Source organism: Nitrospira sp., assembly GCA_016873435.1.
Taxonomy (GTDB): Bacteria; Nitrospirota; Nitrospiria; order Nitrospirales; family Nitrospiraceae; genus VGXF01.
Window position 1 is genome coordinate 1 of the sequence record VGXF01000016.1, and the last position, 16,879, is coordinate 16,879.

The following is a 16,879-nucleotide window of genomic DNA, read 5'->3' on the forward strand; positions in this document are numbered from 1 at the left end:
TCCCGCGCGCCACGGCTTTCGTGATTTCTTCTGCCGTGAACCAGGGCCGGAGAAAACTGTCCGGCTCGGGAAACCGGCAGCAGACGTCACAACTCAGACAGGTCCGACTGGGCACGATCTGCGGCCACAGGGCTGTATGCTTGGTCCCCATGGCCGCATTGTACCGCAGCCACCGCGCACTGCGTCAGAACCTTTTTGCAGGAATAACCTGGTTGGCTTGAACCACTTCAATATAAATCTGTCTATCATGGGTAGGCATGCGCCCTAATTCTCTCGACGGCTCCAAGCAATTGTCCTCTCGCCTGGCCAACATCGTCGTGGTCACCGAGCGCTTTCATGCTGAAGCCTAGCGCAAGGGCCACGCGCCCTTGGCCGAGGACTGAGAGGAGAGCACTCAATAGCACAGTGCCCGGTCCGTATACTGCCGTTTCAGTATCTGGCGCCGGGGGTCAGCCCCTGACCGACCCTAATCCGTCCCTTCTTGTTCCGACACAAACCCCCGTGTTACGATTTCTAGTGATTTGCTCCTCTTTGAGAGGAATCTCGGTTGTCATCAGCGGGTGATGTGTCCAACCAGACCGGCCAAGAATCTGCGGTGCAGCGGTGCGTCTCCGTCCGGCAGGCTCTGACCGACGCCGGATTGTTTACCCCGAATGCCGACCCCAGTGCGGCCACGCGCTGGCGGATTTCGCCGACGCCCTTTCCGCTCACGCCTGATCAACTGCGGTTCTTTCAATCGCTCGGCGCGCACCTGCTGGCCTTCTACCGCGCGCTGAATCGTCTCTACTTCGACAGTGTCCACGGCACGCAGCCTGCATGGGTGGCGGCCTATCTCGATCAGGGCAAACCGGAGTCGCTCGTGACTTACAGCCGGCTTGACCGGTTCCGCGACGCGCTGCCTGCCGTGATTCGACCCGATATTCTTCCAACCGAGACCGGTATGGCCATGACCGAGCTGGACTCAGTCCCTGGGGGCATCGGACTGACCGCCTGCATGGCACAAGCGTATGGAAAGGCCACAGGACGCGAGCCGCGAGCCGCGAGACCTGAGACCGGGGCCGGAAGTGCTGAGGTTCTGGGCTCGTACCTCATGCCACCCGCCGATATTGTCGGTGGCGCGGACGGCATGATTGACGGCTTCGCCGTGATGCTGCGCGCGCAGATGGGCACACGCACCGGCGGCGTGGCCATCGTCGTCTCCGAGGAAGCGCAGGATTACCGGCCCGAAATGGAATGGATGGCCGCTCGGCTGCGCGAACGTGACCTCGCCGCCTTTTGCGTGGACTCGCACGAAGTGGATTTCACCGAGGAGGGGTTGCGGCTGATGCGCGATCATCGCCCCGTCGCGCTACTCTATCGCTTCTTCGAATTGTTCGATCTGCCCAATGTGCCGAAATCCGAACTGGTCATGTACGCGGTGAAGCAGGGGCGCGTGGCCGTCACGCCGCCCTTCAAGCCGCAGATGGAGGAGAAGCTAGCCTTTGCACTCTTTCACCATCCGGCCCTCACGACCTTCTGGCAGAAGGAGCTGGGCGACGAAACCTTTGGTGTGCTGCTCGACCTCATGCCAAAAACTTGGGTGCTCGACCCACGCCCGCTGCCGCCGGCCGCTGTGATTCCGGGATTGCAATTGGGCGGGCGAGCCATCGCCGACTGGCGCGACCTGGGCCACGCGACGCAGAAGGGCCGCCGCTACGTGATTAAGCCATCAGGGTTTTCTCCGCTCGCGTGGGGCAGCCGCGGCGTCTCCGTCGGCCACGACCTGCCGCAGTCGGAGTGGGCAGCAGTGATTGACCAGGCCTTGGCTGGCTTCCAGACCACGCCTTACATTCTTCAGGAATTTCACAAGGGGCGACAGTTTGACCTTTCCTATTATAATGAAGCCGGCGGCGAAATCGCCCCGATGGCCGGGCGAGCGCGCCTGTCCCCCTATTATTTTGTCGCAGGTGATCGGGCCGAACTGGCCGGCATCCTCGCAACTGTCTGCACGCCGGAAAAAAAGTTGATTCACGGGATGAAAGACGCGATCATGGCACCATGCGCCGTGGTCCATACGGAGGAGTGAGATGGCCCTGACCTTCTACCGCGTCCACTGGTGCCCAGACTGCATTGCTGTTAAGGGCAAGCTCGACGAGCTGAAGATTTCCTACGAAGAAGTCGTCGTGCCGGACGTCCGCATATTCCGCAAACAAGTCCATGCCGTCTCCGGACAATATTATGTCCCGGTCATCAAGGACGGCGACCTCGTGTTGACGGAAACGGCAGACATCCTGACATATCTGGACGAACGCTACAGCGCCAAGGGAACCGGCGCCGCGTCGAAGTTTCAATCGCAGGCCCGCACAATCCCGGAAGCAGCAGGCGAGGACGACACGCACCCCTCTTGTCGGATTAAATAAATGGAAGACTGGAAGCATATTCTCGCAAAGAGCGTGGTGAAGCCCAAGGATCTCGCCGCACGGCTCGGCGTGGACGAGAAGGAGGTCGCGGACATCGTCGGTCCCTATCCGATGCGCATCACGCCGACCGTCCTCGCAACAATTAAACATAGGGGCGACGCGATCTGGAAACAGGTTGTGCCCGACCGGGCTGAGATGAATGATTTCGACGCGCCGGACGATCCGCTTGAAGAAGACCTCATGAGCCCGGTGCCGCATCTCGTGCACCGGTACCCTGACCGTGCGCTACTGATGGTCACAAACCAGTGCCCGATCTACTGCCGCTTCTGCACGCGCAAGCGCCTCGTTGGCAAGCCGGGTTTCATCAAAAAAGGCGATCTCGACAAGGCCGTCGCCTACCTGCGCGAGCACACGGAAGTGCGCGACGTGATTCTTTCGGGCGGCGATCCGCTGTTGTTGCCCGACCACTTGCTTGAAAAGGTCTTGAAGGCACTGCGCTCGATCCCGCATTTGGAGATCATCCGCATCGGCTCCCGCGTCCCCGGCACGCTGCCCGAGCGCATCACGCCGAAGCTCTGCGAGATCGTAAAGAAATATCACCCCATTTACATGAACCTGCATTTCAATCATCCCGACGAATTGACGCTGGACGTCACCGCGGCCTGCGGCCGGCTGGCGGACGCCGGCGTGCCGCTGGGGGCGCAGACCGTGCTCCTAAAAGGCGTGAACGACGACCCGGAGATCATGAAGCAGTTGGTGCACAAGCTGTTGCTCGCCCGCGTGAAGCCCTATTACCTCTATCAGGCGGACCTGACCAAGGGCACCAACCACTTCCGCACGACAGTCGAGACGGGCCTGGAGATCATCCGCGCGTTGCAGGGCCATACAAGCGGCATGGCGGTCCCGCACTTCGTCATCGACGCGCCAGGCGGCGGCGGAAAGATTCCACTCCTGCCGGGGGATTATCTTGTGCATATGGACGAGGGCGGCGTCGTGCTCAACAACTACGAGCGGAAGACCTTCCGCTACCCGCAGCCGGGTAACGGCCGCGAACTGCCGATGGTGGGCACGCATGCCCGCTCGTCCGACTGCTACGAGGGCGGCCCGTGAGCGTAAAGCGGCGCGCGGCCAAGCACGGCATCCTCTCTTACCAAACGATCAAGCAGTTGATCGCGAGCGGCGCGATCAAGGGGGACCCGGCGATCCTGGCGCCCCAGATTCAACCGGCTAGCCTCGACCTGCGCGTCGGACGCAAAGCCTACCGCCTGCTCAGCAGTTTCCTGCCCGAGCAAGCCGAGATCAAGGCCAAGCTCGACGTGATGGATTTCTACCAGTCCGATCTCGTCATGTACGAGATGGATCTGACGGGCGGCGCGATTCTGGAGAAAGGCCATGTCTATCTCGTCCCGCTGCTTGAATCTCTGAAACTGCCGCCGACGCTGCGCGCGCGCGCCAATCCGAAAAGCACGACGGGACGGTTAGATGTCTTCACCCGCGTGATCACCGACCTCAACACCGGCTTCGACGAGATCCGGCCCGGCTACCACGGCCCGCTCTATCTGGAAATTGTCCCTCGCTCATTCGCCATCAAGATCAAGACCGGCTACGCGCTGAACCAATTACGCTTGATCCAGGGCCAGGCAGGCGTGTCGGACTCCGCGCTCCGGACGCTGCACCGCTCGACACCGGTGCTGTACCATAACGTCGCCGGGCGCGCCCCGCTCTCGGCGCGCGAGTTGCGCGTCGATCGTGGGCTTTTCCTGCGCGTGGATTTGCGCGGATCGGACGATTCCCGTGAGGACATCGTAGGCTACCGCGCCAAGAAGAACAGTCACGTGATCGATTTGTCGAAAGTCGGCCACTACGCCGCTGCGGATTTCTGGGAGCCGATCAAGCGGCACCGGAACGACAGTTTACTGCTCGAGCCGGAGGAGTTTTACATTCTGGCCTCGAAGGAACGCATCTGCGTACCGGCAAACTACGCCGCCGAAATGGTTGCCTACGAAGCGGCTTGCGGCGAGTTGCGAACACACTACGCCGGGTTCTTCGACCCCGGCTTCGGCCACGGCCGCGGAGAAATCCACGGCACGCAGGCCGTCTTGGAGGTCCGCCCGCACGATGTGCCGTTCCTCATCCACGATGGGCAGACCTTCTTCAAGGTCGTCTACGAAAAGATGGCGACAGTGCCGACCGAATTGTACGGCGCGAGTCTCGGCTCCTCCTACCAGCGTCAGGGCCTCACGTTGAGTAAACACTTCAAGCCATGAGCGGGCAACGAACAGCTAATGACTGATAGCCAGATGCACATCCTCGCGCATCGTCTGTATACGCCATTGCGTCTGAGCTATTGGCAATCAACTACTTGCAATTCGCTATTGGAGTAACCATGCCCACCGATCTGCCCGAACGCTCCGCCACGCCGTCGCCCGCTCCCTCGGATGGGCCGCAGCCGCACGACCACGAGCCACACACCTATGTGCCAGGTATGATCATCGGCTCGGCGCTAGTGTTCCTGGGCTTTCTCACAATCTTTTTGTCACTCAGCGGCGGATTCGAAATCGACTACAAGCCGCTCGTGCTGTATTTTTCCGGCTTGGCCATCTGGGCATATTCTGCTATCGCCAATCTGACGATCCGCTACACGGTCGTGATTGTCGTCGTGACGCTTGCCCTGGCGATCGCCCACTACGGCGAGGTGCACTTCTGGCACAAGCAGGTGATCTTTTGGGCAACGGTCCTGATGGTCGTCTACTTTATGCTCACCAGTGCCGCGCCAGGTAAACGCAACTAGTTGCTGTGATCCGTCATTCGCTGAAGAGTTTATACGATTGACGAATACCGCCCCTGCCGTGAAGATCGCGGTTATCATTCCGACGCTCAACGAGGAGCAGGCCCTGCCAGCCACGCTCACGCATGCCGCGCGGCTTGGGTTCGACGAGGTGCTCGTCGTCGACGGCGGCAGCAACGATCGCACCCTGGAAATCGTTCGATCATTTGGGTCCGCCTCTCGAGGCGAGAGGCGGGAGGGTCGTGGATCAAGTTTTTCCTCTAGCCCCGTACCTCTCGCCATGTGCCCGCGGCTGCTTGCCGCAGCCGCCGGCCGCGCGAAACAGATGAACACTGGCGCGGCCCATACGGCTGCCGACGCGCTGGTCTTTCTCCACGCTGATACACAGTTGCCACCAAACGCCTGGGAGGCCATTAAAGCGGCGCTGGCTGAACCGGCCTGCGTGGGCGGCCGGTTCGACTTGCGGTTCGAACGTGACGCCGGCTGGGCCTGGCTGATCGCGCGGCTTATCAGCCTGCGCTCGCGCCTCAGCGGCATCGCCACTGGCGATCAGGCGTTGTTTGTCCGACGATCCATTTTCGACCAACTCGGCGGCTTTGCCGACATACCACTTATGGAAGATGTGGACTTCACTCGCCGGTTGAAACGCCTGGGCCGCACGGCAGCGTTGCGTGAGACCGTGACAACCTCCTTCCGTCGCTGGGAACAGTGCGGGGCGCTACGAACAATTTGCTTGATGTGGGCCCTCCGGTTTCTGTATTGGATAGGCATTCATCCCGACCGACTTCATCGTTTTTATATCGCCATCCGGTAACCGCACCGTTCCGACGTAAAGGAAGGCCATGGGCTCCCGTCCGCATCAACACCACGCCCGCCACGGGGCTGCGCCTCCGCGCCAGCCGGCTGACACGGTCCTGTTTATTTTTGCCAAGGCGCCGGTTCCCGGCCAGGTCAAGACACGCCTCTGCCCGCCCCTGACCCCTGATGAAGCCGCCAGCCTTCACGGCAGCATCGTGCTGGACATGCTGGAGCGTAGCCGGGGCGCGGCGAACATCGACCGCGTCGTCGCCTGTGCGCCATCTTCTGACCACGTGTTTTTCAAGATTCTGGAGGAGCGCTACGGTGTCGGGCTGCTCACACAAACCGGCAATGATCTCGGCGCGCGCATGGCCCATGCGATCGGCGAGGCCTTTGCGAGAAATTATCACCGCGTGCTGATTATCGGCACCGATCTACCGACACTGCCCGGCTCCGTCTTCGGAGAAGCCCGTGCACGGCTCGACCGGCACGACCTTGTGCTGGGGCCCGCCCACGATGGCGGCTACTACCTGATCGGCCTACGCAAGCCCGCACCCGAGCTCTTTGTCGACATGCTCTGGTCAACCAATCAGGTGCTGGCGCTGACGCAGCAGAAAGCCCAGGCTCTGGGGCTGTCCGTTACGCTGCTCCCCGTCCAGCGTGACATCGATACGGTCGAAGACCTGGCAGATGTGATTGAGGAAACCGGCGTGATGGCCGGATCGAAAACGGGTGGACCAGTTCTTTCCCCCCGCACGGCAGGTGTGCTACGGTTACTCGCCAGCCGGCTGGCCATACCGGAACCGGACAGGACGTCTACGGGAGGGTGATGGCCTCGCGATGACGGCCCAGGAATTTCAAACGGGTCAGTACCAGACCGCCCCAGGAGGCGGTCTCCGCTGGTTGGTTCACACGCGGCACTAATCCGTGAGCGCCAAGCTCATCATGCTGATTGCCCTGCTGCTGATCCTCTTGCTCGTGCTCTTCACCTGGGCGATGATCAGCCTCTTGCAATACCTCAAACGCGCCAAGCGCCGGGCTCTGATCGACGAGTTGACCGGCGTCTATAACCGTCGCTTCTTCGAAGAGGCACTGCCCAAGCTGCTCGTGCCGAACGACCGGCGGCGAGGGCAGGTGCTGAGCCTGCTTGTCATCGACCTCGACCACTTCAAGCTGGTCAACGACACCTACGGCCACCAGGTCGGCGATTTGGTCCTCAAGACCGTTGCGCAGACGCTGCACTGTTCATTGAAAGAGAGCGACATGCTCGCGCGCTACGGTGGCGAAGAATTCATCGTCGTCCTCCCACGCACGGACAGTGCCGGAGCCATTACGGTCGGCGAACGTCTGCGCGCCAACGTGGCCGGCCTCATGCTCCACAAGCTGGCTTCCGCCGCGCCCGAACGCGTCACCATCAGCGTTGGCGTGGCCAGCTATCCCGTCCATGCCACCACGGTAGCGGAACTGATCCACGCCGCCGACGAGGCGCTCTATCAGTCCAAGTCGGCAGGGCGCAACCGCGTCACCTGTGCGCCGAATTCGCCCGAAGTCGCTTTTCAGAATCTCGAGCAGGCTCGGCCGCTATGAACACGCGCGTGGCCGTCATCACCGGAGGGGCCCGCGGCATCGGGCGTGCCGTGGCCCTCGATCTCGCCGCACAGAAGTGGCGTGTGGCCATCTGCTACCGAACCAGCGAAAAAGAGGCCCAGGACACGGCGCGCGAGATCGCGGCACGTGGCGGGGAAGCCCTGGCGCTGCGGTGCGATGTGTCCGATCCGACAGCCGCGCAGGCCATGGTCGCGCAGGTGGAGCACGCATGGCAGCAAATCGATGCGCTTATTAACGGTGCTGGCCCCTATCACCGCTTGAATCTCTTCGCGGAAACGCCCGCGGGCTGGAATGAAATGTTCGATCATAATCTGCATCCGATTTTCTACCTGGCGCAAGCCGTGGCCCCGGGAATGAAAGCGCGGAAGTCTGGTCGGATTGTTACCTTCAGTATGGCTAACGCGGACCAGATGATCGCGCAGCCGGAAGTGACGGCCCACTACATCGCGAAGGCTGGTGTGTTGATTCTGACGCGAACGCTGGCGAAGCTGCTCGCGCCGCACGGCATTACAGTGAACGCCCTCTCGCCAGGATTTATCGATTCCGGGAGTGCCCCGGCCGCTGAATTGGCCAGCATGGCGAAAAAGATTCCGGCTGGCTATGTCGGCGAGGTGCGGGATACGGTGGCCGCAGTGAAGTTTCTGCTCTCAGAGGAAGCGCGCTACATCACAGGAACCAATATTCATGTGTCGGGTGGCTGGGGGATCTAGGACTGGCTGCCGGAGGGTGATCACTCCGGCGGCAGCAGGAAGCAGGCCCGCACGGTCTCGCGTCCGCGTTTTTCAAAGCGCCCCTTGCAGGCGTTCCCAGGCGAAAGCCTTCTGAAATTCCCGCGGTCGCGGTCCGTGATTGCAGGGCCTTGGTTTCCGCTTTCCGGCCCGCTACCGTCTCGGTGGGGGCCCCGCTTCTCCGTCAAAGTCCGCTCGCCTTCGCCACCCTCTTTTTTAAATCGAAAGGCGACGAGTCGCTTACAACCTCGTCGCCTTTAACGCTTCGCCCCGTTCAGCGGGTCATCCCGTCAGCGCTCACCGGGCTGGGAGTCCTGTTGGAGTAAGACCACCGTCTCTTAATTACTTTCCGAAGGCTTTCTTGAGCAGCGGTTCGATTTCGCCCTTGCCGGCCATGGGATCGAGGATGTCGGTGTCCCCGTAGAACTGCCCGTCGATAAACACTTTGGGCAGCGTGGGCCAGTTGGTCATTCGGGTGAGAAATTCCCGCTTGGCCGGATTCTGCAGGACATCGATGAGCTCGTACGGATAACCGTACTTGTCGAAGAACTGCATCGTCTCCCGCGTGAAACCGCACATGGGCATCTGCTTGGTGCCCTTGCCGTAGATTAGAATCTTGTTTGCCTTAATTTCCTTTTGAACTTCTTCTTCAAGTGGATTGCTCATAATCTCCTCCGTCCCGTACGTCGTGTGAGCCGCCGTCTATTGCGAGTCTTGTGTAATTGGGGCGGCGGAGAACCCCCTACAGTATTTGCAGCCCCTCAGCCTCCGTCCGTCGTTTCTGCCTTGATTTCCAACGCGTGGATGCGGCCGTCTTTCATCGGCGCATCCAGGGCCTGGTAGATCATCCGGTGCCGGTCCAGCAGGTTCTTGCCCTTGAACTGGTCGGAGACGACCTTAAGGTTGAAATGATCGTGCGTGCCGGTGCGATCCGTGACGGCCACGACCGCATCGGGCAGGGCTTGCCGAATGTAGCTGGTGAGAACTTCGTTCGTGATCACTGAGACCGGCCTTAGCTTCCTTAGCCGAAAGAATATCGCAGCTGCTGGCGATTCCGCAACTGGGTGCTACACCTCTCCCCGGCGCCCGTAGAGAAGGGTGAGATTGATGCGACGGCTTTCGTAGTCGTCCCGGAAGCGACACTGATCGCTCTTGTGAAAGAGGTCAGAATTGAAAATCAGCGCCCGGTTCTCCCGGTACGGCACCGTTATCGTTTCCGCGCCCTGTTGCTCAAGCCACGCCAAAATCTCCGGCTCCTTCCGCTGGTCGTTGTATTCCTCGAAGTTCCATTCCCGCGGCGCCTTGCGGTTCCAGACGATGAGCCCGCCGTGGTCCGGATCGAGATTGGCCGCATCAGGCGTGATCCAGAAATTCACGTTCACTGCCGCCGCATCGGCATGCATGGCCAACGCCGTCAGGGCGTTGTCCTGTTTGAACGACCAGGCCTGCGTGAGTTTGTGGTGCTTGAAGATGCCCGGAAACTTCAGGCGCAGCTCCTCAGAAATTTGCAGCAGGAGAGGGCAGGCCAGGCCGTCACCTAAAAACGCCCCGAGGTAGCCGTTCGGATAATCCCGTTTCCAGATCGTGGACTCCAGACAGAACCGGCAGATGGCTTGCAGGGCCTCGTCCGTTAGTAGATGATCCACTGTCACGATTTCCGGCTTCGTGCCGTTGTAGCGGGCCTCAATGGTCGCGACGTCGAGCGCGGGATTGATGACGCCGCCGGGCAGTGCGGGACAGTCGGCGATGTGCAGCAAGCGGTTGAATGAGGGCGCGACGGTCGTCATCTCCTCCTTACGGACCGACATCCGCCAGCCGGTCGCCCCCTCCTGCGCAGCCTGGCAGCGTAACTGATCGAGCATATCCCTATAGGCCGCGTGGTTTTGGCCCAGTAGCCCGCGTTCCATCAAATAACTCACCTGCTTGGCGTCATGTTTCATGCGGGCTTTCGAGACAGTCGTCTCTTGAATCAGCCAGCCGTGGTTCTGTTTCATTTTAGCTGAGGCCGTAAAGTCCTCGAGCGCGTGAACCAGATCGCCTTTCCAGAGATACGCGAAGGCCCGGTCGTAGTGGGCTTTCACGTAGCTGGGACGCAGCGCCAGTGTCTGCGTGAAAGCCGCGATCGCTGCATCCAGCTTGCCGTGGTCCCGGTACGCCACGCCCAGATTATTCTGGGCTTCCACATGCGCGGGATTGCGCTTCAGCGCCTCCTGGTAGGAGATGATAGCGTCGATCAATTTCCCCTGCTCCTTCAGCGCCACGCCCAAGTTGTTGTGCGCATCGGCTGAGTTGGGGGTAAGCTTCACCACCTCACGATAGGCCGTCTCGGCTTGATCGTGCCGGCTCTGCTTTAGCAACACGGTGCCGAGATTGCCCAGCGCCTCAGCGTAGCAGGAATTGCGCTTCACGGCTTTTCGATAGGCATCTGCTGCTTCCCCCAGCTTCCCCTGCTTCTGCAACACGACGCCCAGATTGAAGCAATAGGGGGCCTGGGTGTCGTCCTGCTTGATCGCATCAGAGATCAGACCGATCGCTTCGTCGAGATGGCCGGTCTTGTACGCGATTAATCCCAATAAATGGAGGGCCTCGGCATGCCCCGGGTACTGAGTAAGAATTTGCTGATAGAGTTCGGCGGCCTGCTGGAGCCTTCCGGCCTGATGGTGCGCCACCGCCTGCGCAAAGACTGGCTGCAATGCACCTAAGCCGGACGTGCCCTGCCGTTCTTTCTGCTTCCTTTGCCCAGAACGATTCATAAAATACCCTAGGCCTGCGGTTGAGCCCTGTCAAGATTGCTTGCAGCCGTCCTTAAGGCGATGACCCGTTTTCGCTCAGGCAGTGACGTGGCCAACCGGATGTCCATCTTGAACGAACAGGGCCCGGCGTCGCCGCGGATTCAGCGGTGCATTCACACCGTGCCGGAGTTCGGTCTCTCCGATCCCCTCCGCCGCGCAGGCAAAAGACCCGACCGGCCTAGCAATGCTGATCAACCTGATGACCATGAAGGTTGACCGGGCCCGCCCGGCGTTGTTATATAAACTGACCCCTGACGGTACGGTGAGGCCAACCATGTCAAACGACTCGATCACCCAGCAGGTCAGTGAACGTTACGCGCGGGCCGCCGCGACCGGCGAGCAGATGTGCTGCCCCACCGGCTACAATTTCAACGCCCTCAAAACCTTCATCCCCGACGAAGTCCTGAAAATCTCCTACGGCTGCGGCACGCCGGCGGGACTCGCCTCGGTGAAGGCTGGCGAGACGGTGCTGGATATCGGCTCGGGCGGCGGCATTGATTGTTTCGAAGCGGCCCGGCTGGTGGGCCCCTCCGGCCACGTGATCGGCATCGACATGACCGACACGATGCTGGAAATCGCCCGCCGCTATGCGCCGCTAGTCGCGAAGAACCTCGGCCATCCCAAGCCGGTCACGGAATTCCGCAAGGGCATGGCCAATGCGATGCCGGTGGCCGACGGCACGGCGGATCTGATCATCTCCAACTGTGTGATCAATCTGGCCCCCGACAAGCGCAAGGTCTTTCGCGAAATGTTTCGCGTGCTCAAACCCAGTGGGCGTTTCACGATTTCGGATATCGTGTCGGACCAGACCGTGCCACAGTATCTAATCCACGACACCAAGAAATGGGGCGACTGTCTCTCCGGCGCCCTGACCGTCACCGACTATGTCGGCGGGCTCTGCGAGGCGGGCTTTCTCGGCGTCCACCAGATTAAGTGTATCCCCTGGCAGACGATCGACGGGATTCATTTTCTGTCCTTGACGCTGACCGGATACAAACTGCCGGCGCCGTCAGCCAACGGTGTGCGCCATGCGACGCTCCGCGGGCCGTTCAGCTGGGTGGTGGACGAGTTGGGCCAGACGTTTCAGCGCGGCGTCCCGAAATCGGTGGATGCACGGACGCTGCAAGTGCTCCAGCAGCCACCGCTGGCCAGCCATTTTATTTTTTCTGAGACACCGACGCCGCTGGCTTCATCGGACTCCCGCTATGAGGCAGTCCTGCCTGAGCAGGCTTCCTGCGTGTGGAGCGGTCACTACGCACTGCTGACCGGTCCTTTCGTCGAGGTCTGCGACGACGACCAGCACCGGTACCGGCGCGGTGAGCCGTTCGAAATCTGCTCCAAGACACTGAAGGTCCTCGATAGCGACGCCTACCGGCCGCATTTCACCATCATCAACCGGGCCGGCGGATCGGTGTCTGACAGCGCCGTGTCCTGCGATCCGAATGGATCGTGTTGTTAGCTGATGCCTCCCAGCCTGCTGGCTCGACAGAATCCCCTCGCCTCCGCTGGCCATCAGCTGGAGATACTGGCCAAGACGGCCTCGTGCCCGCCGTTCGAGCAGAAGATGACCGACGCCAGACTCCATCCCCTTGACGCCACCGGCATCACCGTCTTTCAAATTAACGTCGGTAAGCTCTGCAACCAAACCTGCCGCCACTGCCACGTAGACGCGGGCCCGGACCGGCAGGAATCCATGTCGCGCGAAACCGCTGAGCTCTGCTTGCGCGCGCTGGCGCGCACGGATATTCCGACATTGGACATCACCGGCGGCGCGCCGGAGCTCAACCCGAATTTCCGCTGGCTGGTTGAGGAGGCAACAAAATTAGCCCGACACGTGATAGACCGCTGTAACTTGAGCATCCTGCTCGTGCCCTCACAAGCGGATCTGGCCGGGTTTTTGGCGCGGCATCGGGTCGAGATTGTTGCCTCGCTCCCCTATTTCCAGGCGTCCCAGACGAACGCGCAGCGCGGCGAAGGCATATTCGAGAAATCCATTGACGCACTGAAGCGATTGAACGACCTCGGGTATGGCCGCGAGGGTAGCGGCCTCACGTTGAATCTCGTTCACAACCCTGTCGGCGCCTTCCTGCCTCCAAAACAGGAGGCAATTGAAGTCCAGTTCAAACGCGAGCTCAAGCGGCGGTACGGGATCGCCTTCAACCGGCTCTATACGATTACCAACATGCCGATCAGCCGATTTCTGGAATTTCTCATCGAGAGCGGCAACTACGAAGGCTATATGGAACGGCTGGCCAATGCTTTCAACCCTGCTGCGGCCGCCAGCGTCATGTGCCGCTACACAGTGTCAGTTGGCTGGGACGGCACACTCTACGATTGCGACTTCAACCAGATGCTAGAGCTGCCAGTTGCTCACGGTGTCCCGCAGCATATTCGCGATTTCGATCCCACTCGATTACACACCCGCCGAATCGCAACGGCCAATCACTGCTACGGCTGCACTGCCGGTGCCGGCAGTTCCTGCGGTGGCACGACCATCTAATACCCGAATATGCTTTCCAGTCGTTTCCCCGTATTTTTCGTGGCATCGTATTGTCAAATATGATATACGTCGTCCCTAAAAACTAGGGTCGGCTCACCAGAAGGAGCAGTACGGATGCAGGATTTCCTGAAACAGCCCCGCAAACGGCACGCGATGATCGCCTTCGCGCAGTGGTTCGACACGTCCCTGGTCGGGCACATCGGCGATCACGTTCCCACGTGGGTCGCCTGGACGCGCTGGTTGCCTTTTCTGGCCGTACATCTGATGTGCCTGGGCGTAATCTGGGTGGGCTGGAGTTGGACAGCGGTGTCCGTGGCCTTTGCCATGTATGTCATCCGGATGTTCGCCATCACCGGTTTCTACCATCGCTACTTCTCGCACAAGACGTTCAAAACGTCACGGCCCTTCCAATTCGTCTTGGCCTTGATGGGCAATTCGGCCATGCAGCGGGGCCCGCTCTGGTGGGCGTCCAACCACCGCCACCACCATGTTTACTCTGACAGCAAGCAGGACATCCACTCGCCGATCAGGCACGGGTTCTGGTGGAGTCATCTCGGCTGGATCACCCAACCGTCTAACTTTGGCACGGACTTCAAAGCAGTGCCGGACCTCGCGAAGTATCCCGAACTCCGGTTTCTGGACCGGTTCGATGTACTCGTCCCGACCCTGCTGGGGACTGCGATGTTCGCACTGGGCTTCGGCCTCAACCGCGTGGCACCGGAACTGGGCACCAGCGGAGCGCAGATGCTGATCTGGGGATTTTTTGTCTCGACCGTCGTACTGTCCCACGCCACTTTTTCCATTAACTCGCTCACCCACATGTTCGGCAATCAGCGGTACGAGACAGGTGATAGCAGCCGCAACAATTTCTGGCTGGCATTGATTACTCTGGGGGAAGGCTGGCACAACAATCACCATTATTATCCGGCCGCGACCCGCCAAGGATTTTTTTGGTGGGAAATTGACTTCACCTACTACGGCCTACTGTTGCTGGAACAGATGGGGTTGATCTGGGATCTCAAGCCGGTTCCAGAGAAAGTTCGGAATTCCGTGTCGGCCACCCTCGCGCATTCTGTTTCATAGCGCACCCGCCCGCTCCATTTCCTTTCCGCTGCCGTTGCCTCTGTTGGGATAACTCTGTTATGGTGTTGCACACGTGAGGCTAGCCGATGGTCTGGGATCCGAAAGACCCCTGGGGGGCAAAGCATGATTCGATCGACGACGCGCTCAAGCAGGCGCAGGACCAGCTGCGCCAGATGATGCCGTTCCAGGGACTCCGCTCGTTGCTGTACCTCCTGTTTCTGGTTGTGCTCGTCTGGCAAGGTACGTTCATCGTGGCGCCGGACGAGGAAGGCGTCGTCAAGCGGTTCGGCGACGTGGTCCGCACGGCCGGCCCAGGCCCGCACGTAAAAGTGCCTTTTATTGAAACTGTCCTTCGGCCCAAGGTCGAAAAACTGCACCGGATCGAGATCGGCTTCCGTACCGACCGGCAGGGCCGTGTGCAGGTCCTCCCTCAGGAAGCGCAGATGTTGACGGATGACCTGAACATCATCGCGGTGGAGTTCATCGTCCAGTATAAGATCAAGAAAGCCAAGGACTATCTCTTCCGGGTCGATGAAATCGACGAAACAATCGAAAAGGCCGGCGAGGCGGCCATGCGGGAGGTCATCGGCAAGAGCAAGATCGACGACGCGCTGACCACTGGCAAGGCACAAATCCAGGACCACGCGCAGACGCTGCTTCAGCGCATTCTCGACCAGTATGAGGCCGGTGTACAGATCGCCGCCGTGCAGTTAAAGGACGTCAATCCTCCGGAAGCCGTGGCCGCCGCGTTCAAAGACGTCCAGAGCGCGAAGGAAGACCGCGAGAAGATGATCAACCAGGCGCAGGGCTACCGGAACGACATCATCCCCAAGGCTAAGGGTGAGGCGGCGCAAGTCGTGAACCAAGCGAAGGGGTACGCGCAGGCGCGGGTAGCGCGGGCCGAGGGTGAGGGCGCGCGGTTCCTTAAGACGCTCAAGGAATACGAGCAGGCCAAGGACATCATCAGCAAACGCCTCTACATTGAAACGATGGAAGAGGTACTGAGCGGCATCGACAAGGTGGTGCTCGACGGCAAGGTGTCCGACCGGATGCTACCCTATCTGCCGCTCGACCGGTCGAAGCCGCCAGCTGCCTCTGCGGCGACTGAGGAGAAGAAGCGATGAGCCGCCAGGGTCTCACCATCGCGCTGTTTGCGATCGCCCTGCTCCTGGTGGTACTCGGCGCCTCGCCGGTCTTCATCGTGGACATCACGCAGACCGCACTGGTGGTCCAGCTCGGCGCCCCGGTCAAGAACATCACCACACCAGGGCTCTATTTCAAAGCGCCGTTCATCCAGGACGTTACGTACTTCGACAAACGGCTTCTGGATTACGATTCGTCGCCCCAGGAAGTCATCACGCAGGACAAGAAGACGCTGCTGATCGACAACTTCGCCAAGTGGCGTATCATCGATCCCCTGAAAGTCTTCCAGAACTTCCAGACCCAGCGTGGGGCCCTGCGCCGGCTGGATGACATCATCTATTCTGAGCTGCGGGTCGAGCTTGGCAAGCACGACCTCACGGACATCGTGTCTAAGACGCGTTCGGAAATCATGGCAATTGTGAAGCAACGCGCCAACGAGAAGGCGGCCGCTTACGGCATCGAAATCCACGACGTTCGGATCAAGCGGGCCGATCTTCCCGAGCAGAATGAAAAGGCCGTCTTCGCCCGCATGCAGGCGGAACGGGAGCGGCAGGCTAAACAATATCGCGCGGAGGGCTCGGAGGAAGGGCAGAAGATCCGGTCCGACGCGGAAAAGGACCGGGAAGTGATCCTTGCCCAAGCCTACAAGGAATCCGAGCAGGCGCGTGGCGACGGCGATGCCAGAGCTTTCAAGATTTATTCGAGCGCCTACCGGCAGGATCCGCGCTTTTTTGAATTCACCCGCTCGATGGAAGCCTACAAAAAGACTTTCGCCGCCCACTCGACAATGGTCCTGACCCCGGATTCGGAATTCCTCAAGTACCTCAAGCAGCGCTGACCAGATAACGATGAACTCAGACCGCTGAACTGAAGAAACTTTTTCGGTTCATCGCCCAGCCTTCATACTTTATCGTTGACTTAGATCAATCCCGTGATTTCTTCCGTCTTCGGATCGAGATCGATATGCTCGCCAGCCGGATGTGCTGGTAGCCCCGGCAGTAGCTCGATCCCGGAACAGACCGCTGTGAGATAGCCCGCGC

Annotated in this window: 18 protein-coding genes; 14 read left to right on the top strand and 4 right to left on the bottom strand. The window is 60.3% G+C overall.

Annotated elements, in window-relative coordinates; translation table 11 throughout:
* Positions 1–595: 595 nt before the first annotated feature.
* The 9 genes from FJ248_08060 (at position 596) to FJ248_08100 (ending at position 8,303) form a co-directional block, all read left to right on the top strand.
* Entirely contained in the window at positions 596–2,065 is a 1,470-nt protein-coding gene (locus tag FJ248_08060) for a hypothetical protein (GenBank protein ID MBM4120832.1), read from the top strand.
* A 1-nt stretch (position 2,066) separates the two neighbouring features.
* Positions 2,067–2,399, top strand: coding sequence for a glutaredoxin (locus FJ248_08065; GenBank protein MBM4120833.1), 333 nt, complete (start codon positions 2,067–2,069; stop codon positions 2,397–2,399).
* A complete protein-coding gene (locus FJ248_08070) occupies positions 2,400–3,509 on the top strand; it encodes a KamA family radical SAM protein (GenBank protein ID MBM4120834.1) in 1,110 nt (369 codons plus the stop codon).
* Positions 3,506–4,666, top strand: coding sequence for a 2'-deoxycytidine 5'-triphosphate deaminase (locus FJ248_08075; protein MBM4120835.1), 1,161 nt, complete (start codon positions 3,506–3,508; stop codon positions 4,664–4,666). The genes FJ248_08070 and FJ248_08075 overlap by 4 nt, the downstream gene beginning before the upstream one ends.
* A gap of 119 nt (positions 4,667–4,785) precedes the next feature.
* The gene (locus FJ248_08080) at positions 4,786–5,190 is read left to right on the top strand and encodes a hypothetical protein (protein MBM4120836.1); all 405 of its coding nucleotides are present in this window, start codon (positions 4,786–4,788) and stop codon (positions 5,188–5,190) included.
* Positions 5,191–5,248: 58 nt separating this feature from the next.
* Entirely contained in the window at positions 5,249–6,001 is a 753-nt protein-coding gene (locus FJ248_08085; protein ID MBM4120837.1) for a glycosyltransferase, read from the top strand.
* Between the two features lie 28 nt (positions 6,002–6,029).
* Positions 6,030–6,815 (top strand): glycosyltransferase, encoded by a 786-nt coding sequence (locus FJ248_08090; protein ID MBM4120838.1) that lies wholly within the window; start codon positions 6,030–6,032, stop codon positions 6,813–6,815.
* 97 nt (positions 6,816–6,912) lie between these two features.
* Complete coding sequence (locus FJ248_08095; GenBank protein MBM4120839.1) at positions 6,913–7,572, top strand: GGDEF domain-containing protein; 660 nt, start codon at positions 6,913–6,915, stop codon at positions 7,570–7,572.
* Entirely contained in the window at positions 7,569–8,303 is a 735-nt protein-coding gene (locus tag FJ248_08100; protein MBM4120840.1) for an SDR family oxidoreductase, read from the top strand. Before FJ248_08095 ends, FJ248_08100 begins: the two co-directional genes overlap by 4 nt.
* A 360-nt stretch (positions 8,304–8,663) precedes the next feature.
* On the opposite strand, the gene FJ248_08105 is transcribed toward FJ248_08100, so the two are convergent.
* From FJ248_08105 to FJ248_08115, 3 genes are all read right to left on the bottom strand, one after another.
* Positions 8,664–8,987: a glutaredoxin gene (locus FJ248_08105; GenBank protein ID MBM4120841.1), complete on the bottom strand. Its 324-nt coding sequence runs from the start codon at positions 8,985–8,987 to the stop codon at positions 8,664–8,666.
* Between the two features lie 95 nt (positions 8,988–9,082).
* Entirely contained in the window at positions 9,083–9,319 is a 237-nt protein-coding gene (locus FJ248_08110; GenBank protein ID MBM4120842.1) for a BolA family transcriptional regulator, read from the bottom strand.
* 69 nt (positions 9,320–9,388) lie between these two features.
* Positions 9,389–11,074, bottom strand: a complete 1,686-nt coding sequence (locus FJ248_08115; protein ID MBM4120843.1) for a tetratricopeptide repeat protein — start codon at positions 11,072–11,074, stop codon at positions 9,389–9,391.
* A 223-nt stretch (positions 11,075–11,297) separates the two neighbouring features.
* On the opposite strand from FJ248_08115, the gene FJ248_08120 reads away from it, so the two are divergent.
* The 5 genes from FJ248_08120 (at position 11,298) to FJ248_08140 (ending at position 16,677) form a co-directional block, all read left to right on the top strand.
* Complete coding sequence (locus FJ248_08120; protein MBM4120844.1) at positions 11,298–12,572, top strand: methyltransferase domain-containing protein; 1,275 nt, start codon at positions 11,298–11,300, stop codon at positions 12,570–12,572.
* 3 nt (positions 12,573–12,575) lie between these two features.
* Entirely contained in the window at positions 12,576–13,613 is a 1,038-nt protein-coding gene (locus FJ248_08125) for a radical SAM/Cys-rich domain protein (protein MBM4120845.1), read from the top strand.
* Between the two features lie 153 nt (positions 13,614–13,766).
* Positions 13,767–14,696, top strand: coding sequence for an acyl-CoA desaturase (locus FJ248_08130; protein ID MBM4120846.1), 930 nt, complete (start codon positions 13,767–13,769; stop codon positions 14,694–14,696).
* 86 nt (positions 14,697–14,782) lie between these two features.
* Positions 14,783–15,820, top strand: coding sequence for an FtsH protease activity modulator HflK (hflK, locus tag FJ248_08135; protein ID MBM4120847.1), 1,038 nt, complete (start codon positions 14,783–14,785; stop codon positions 15,818–15,820).
* Positions 15,817–16,677 carry a protease modulator HflC gene (locus FJ248_08140; protein ID MBM4120848.1) on the top strand — a complete coding sequence of 287 codons (861 nt, stop codon included), beginning with the start codon at positions 15,817–15,819 and terminating at the stop codon, positions 16,675–16,677. Before hflK ends, FJ248_08140 begins: the two co-directional genes overlap by 4 nt.
* A gap of 80 nt (positions 16,678–16,757) precedes the next feature.
* Here the strand turns inward: FJ248_08140 and FJ248_08145 are convergent.
* Positions 16,758–16,879 (bottom strand): formate--tetrahydrofolate ligase (locus tag FJ248_08145; GenBank protein ID MBM4120849.1); only part of this gene is annotated, 122 nt, incomplete at its 5' end.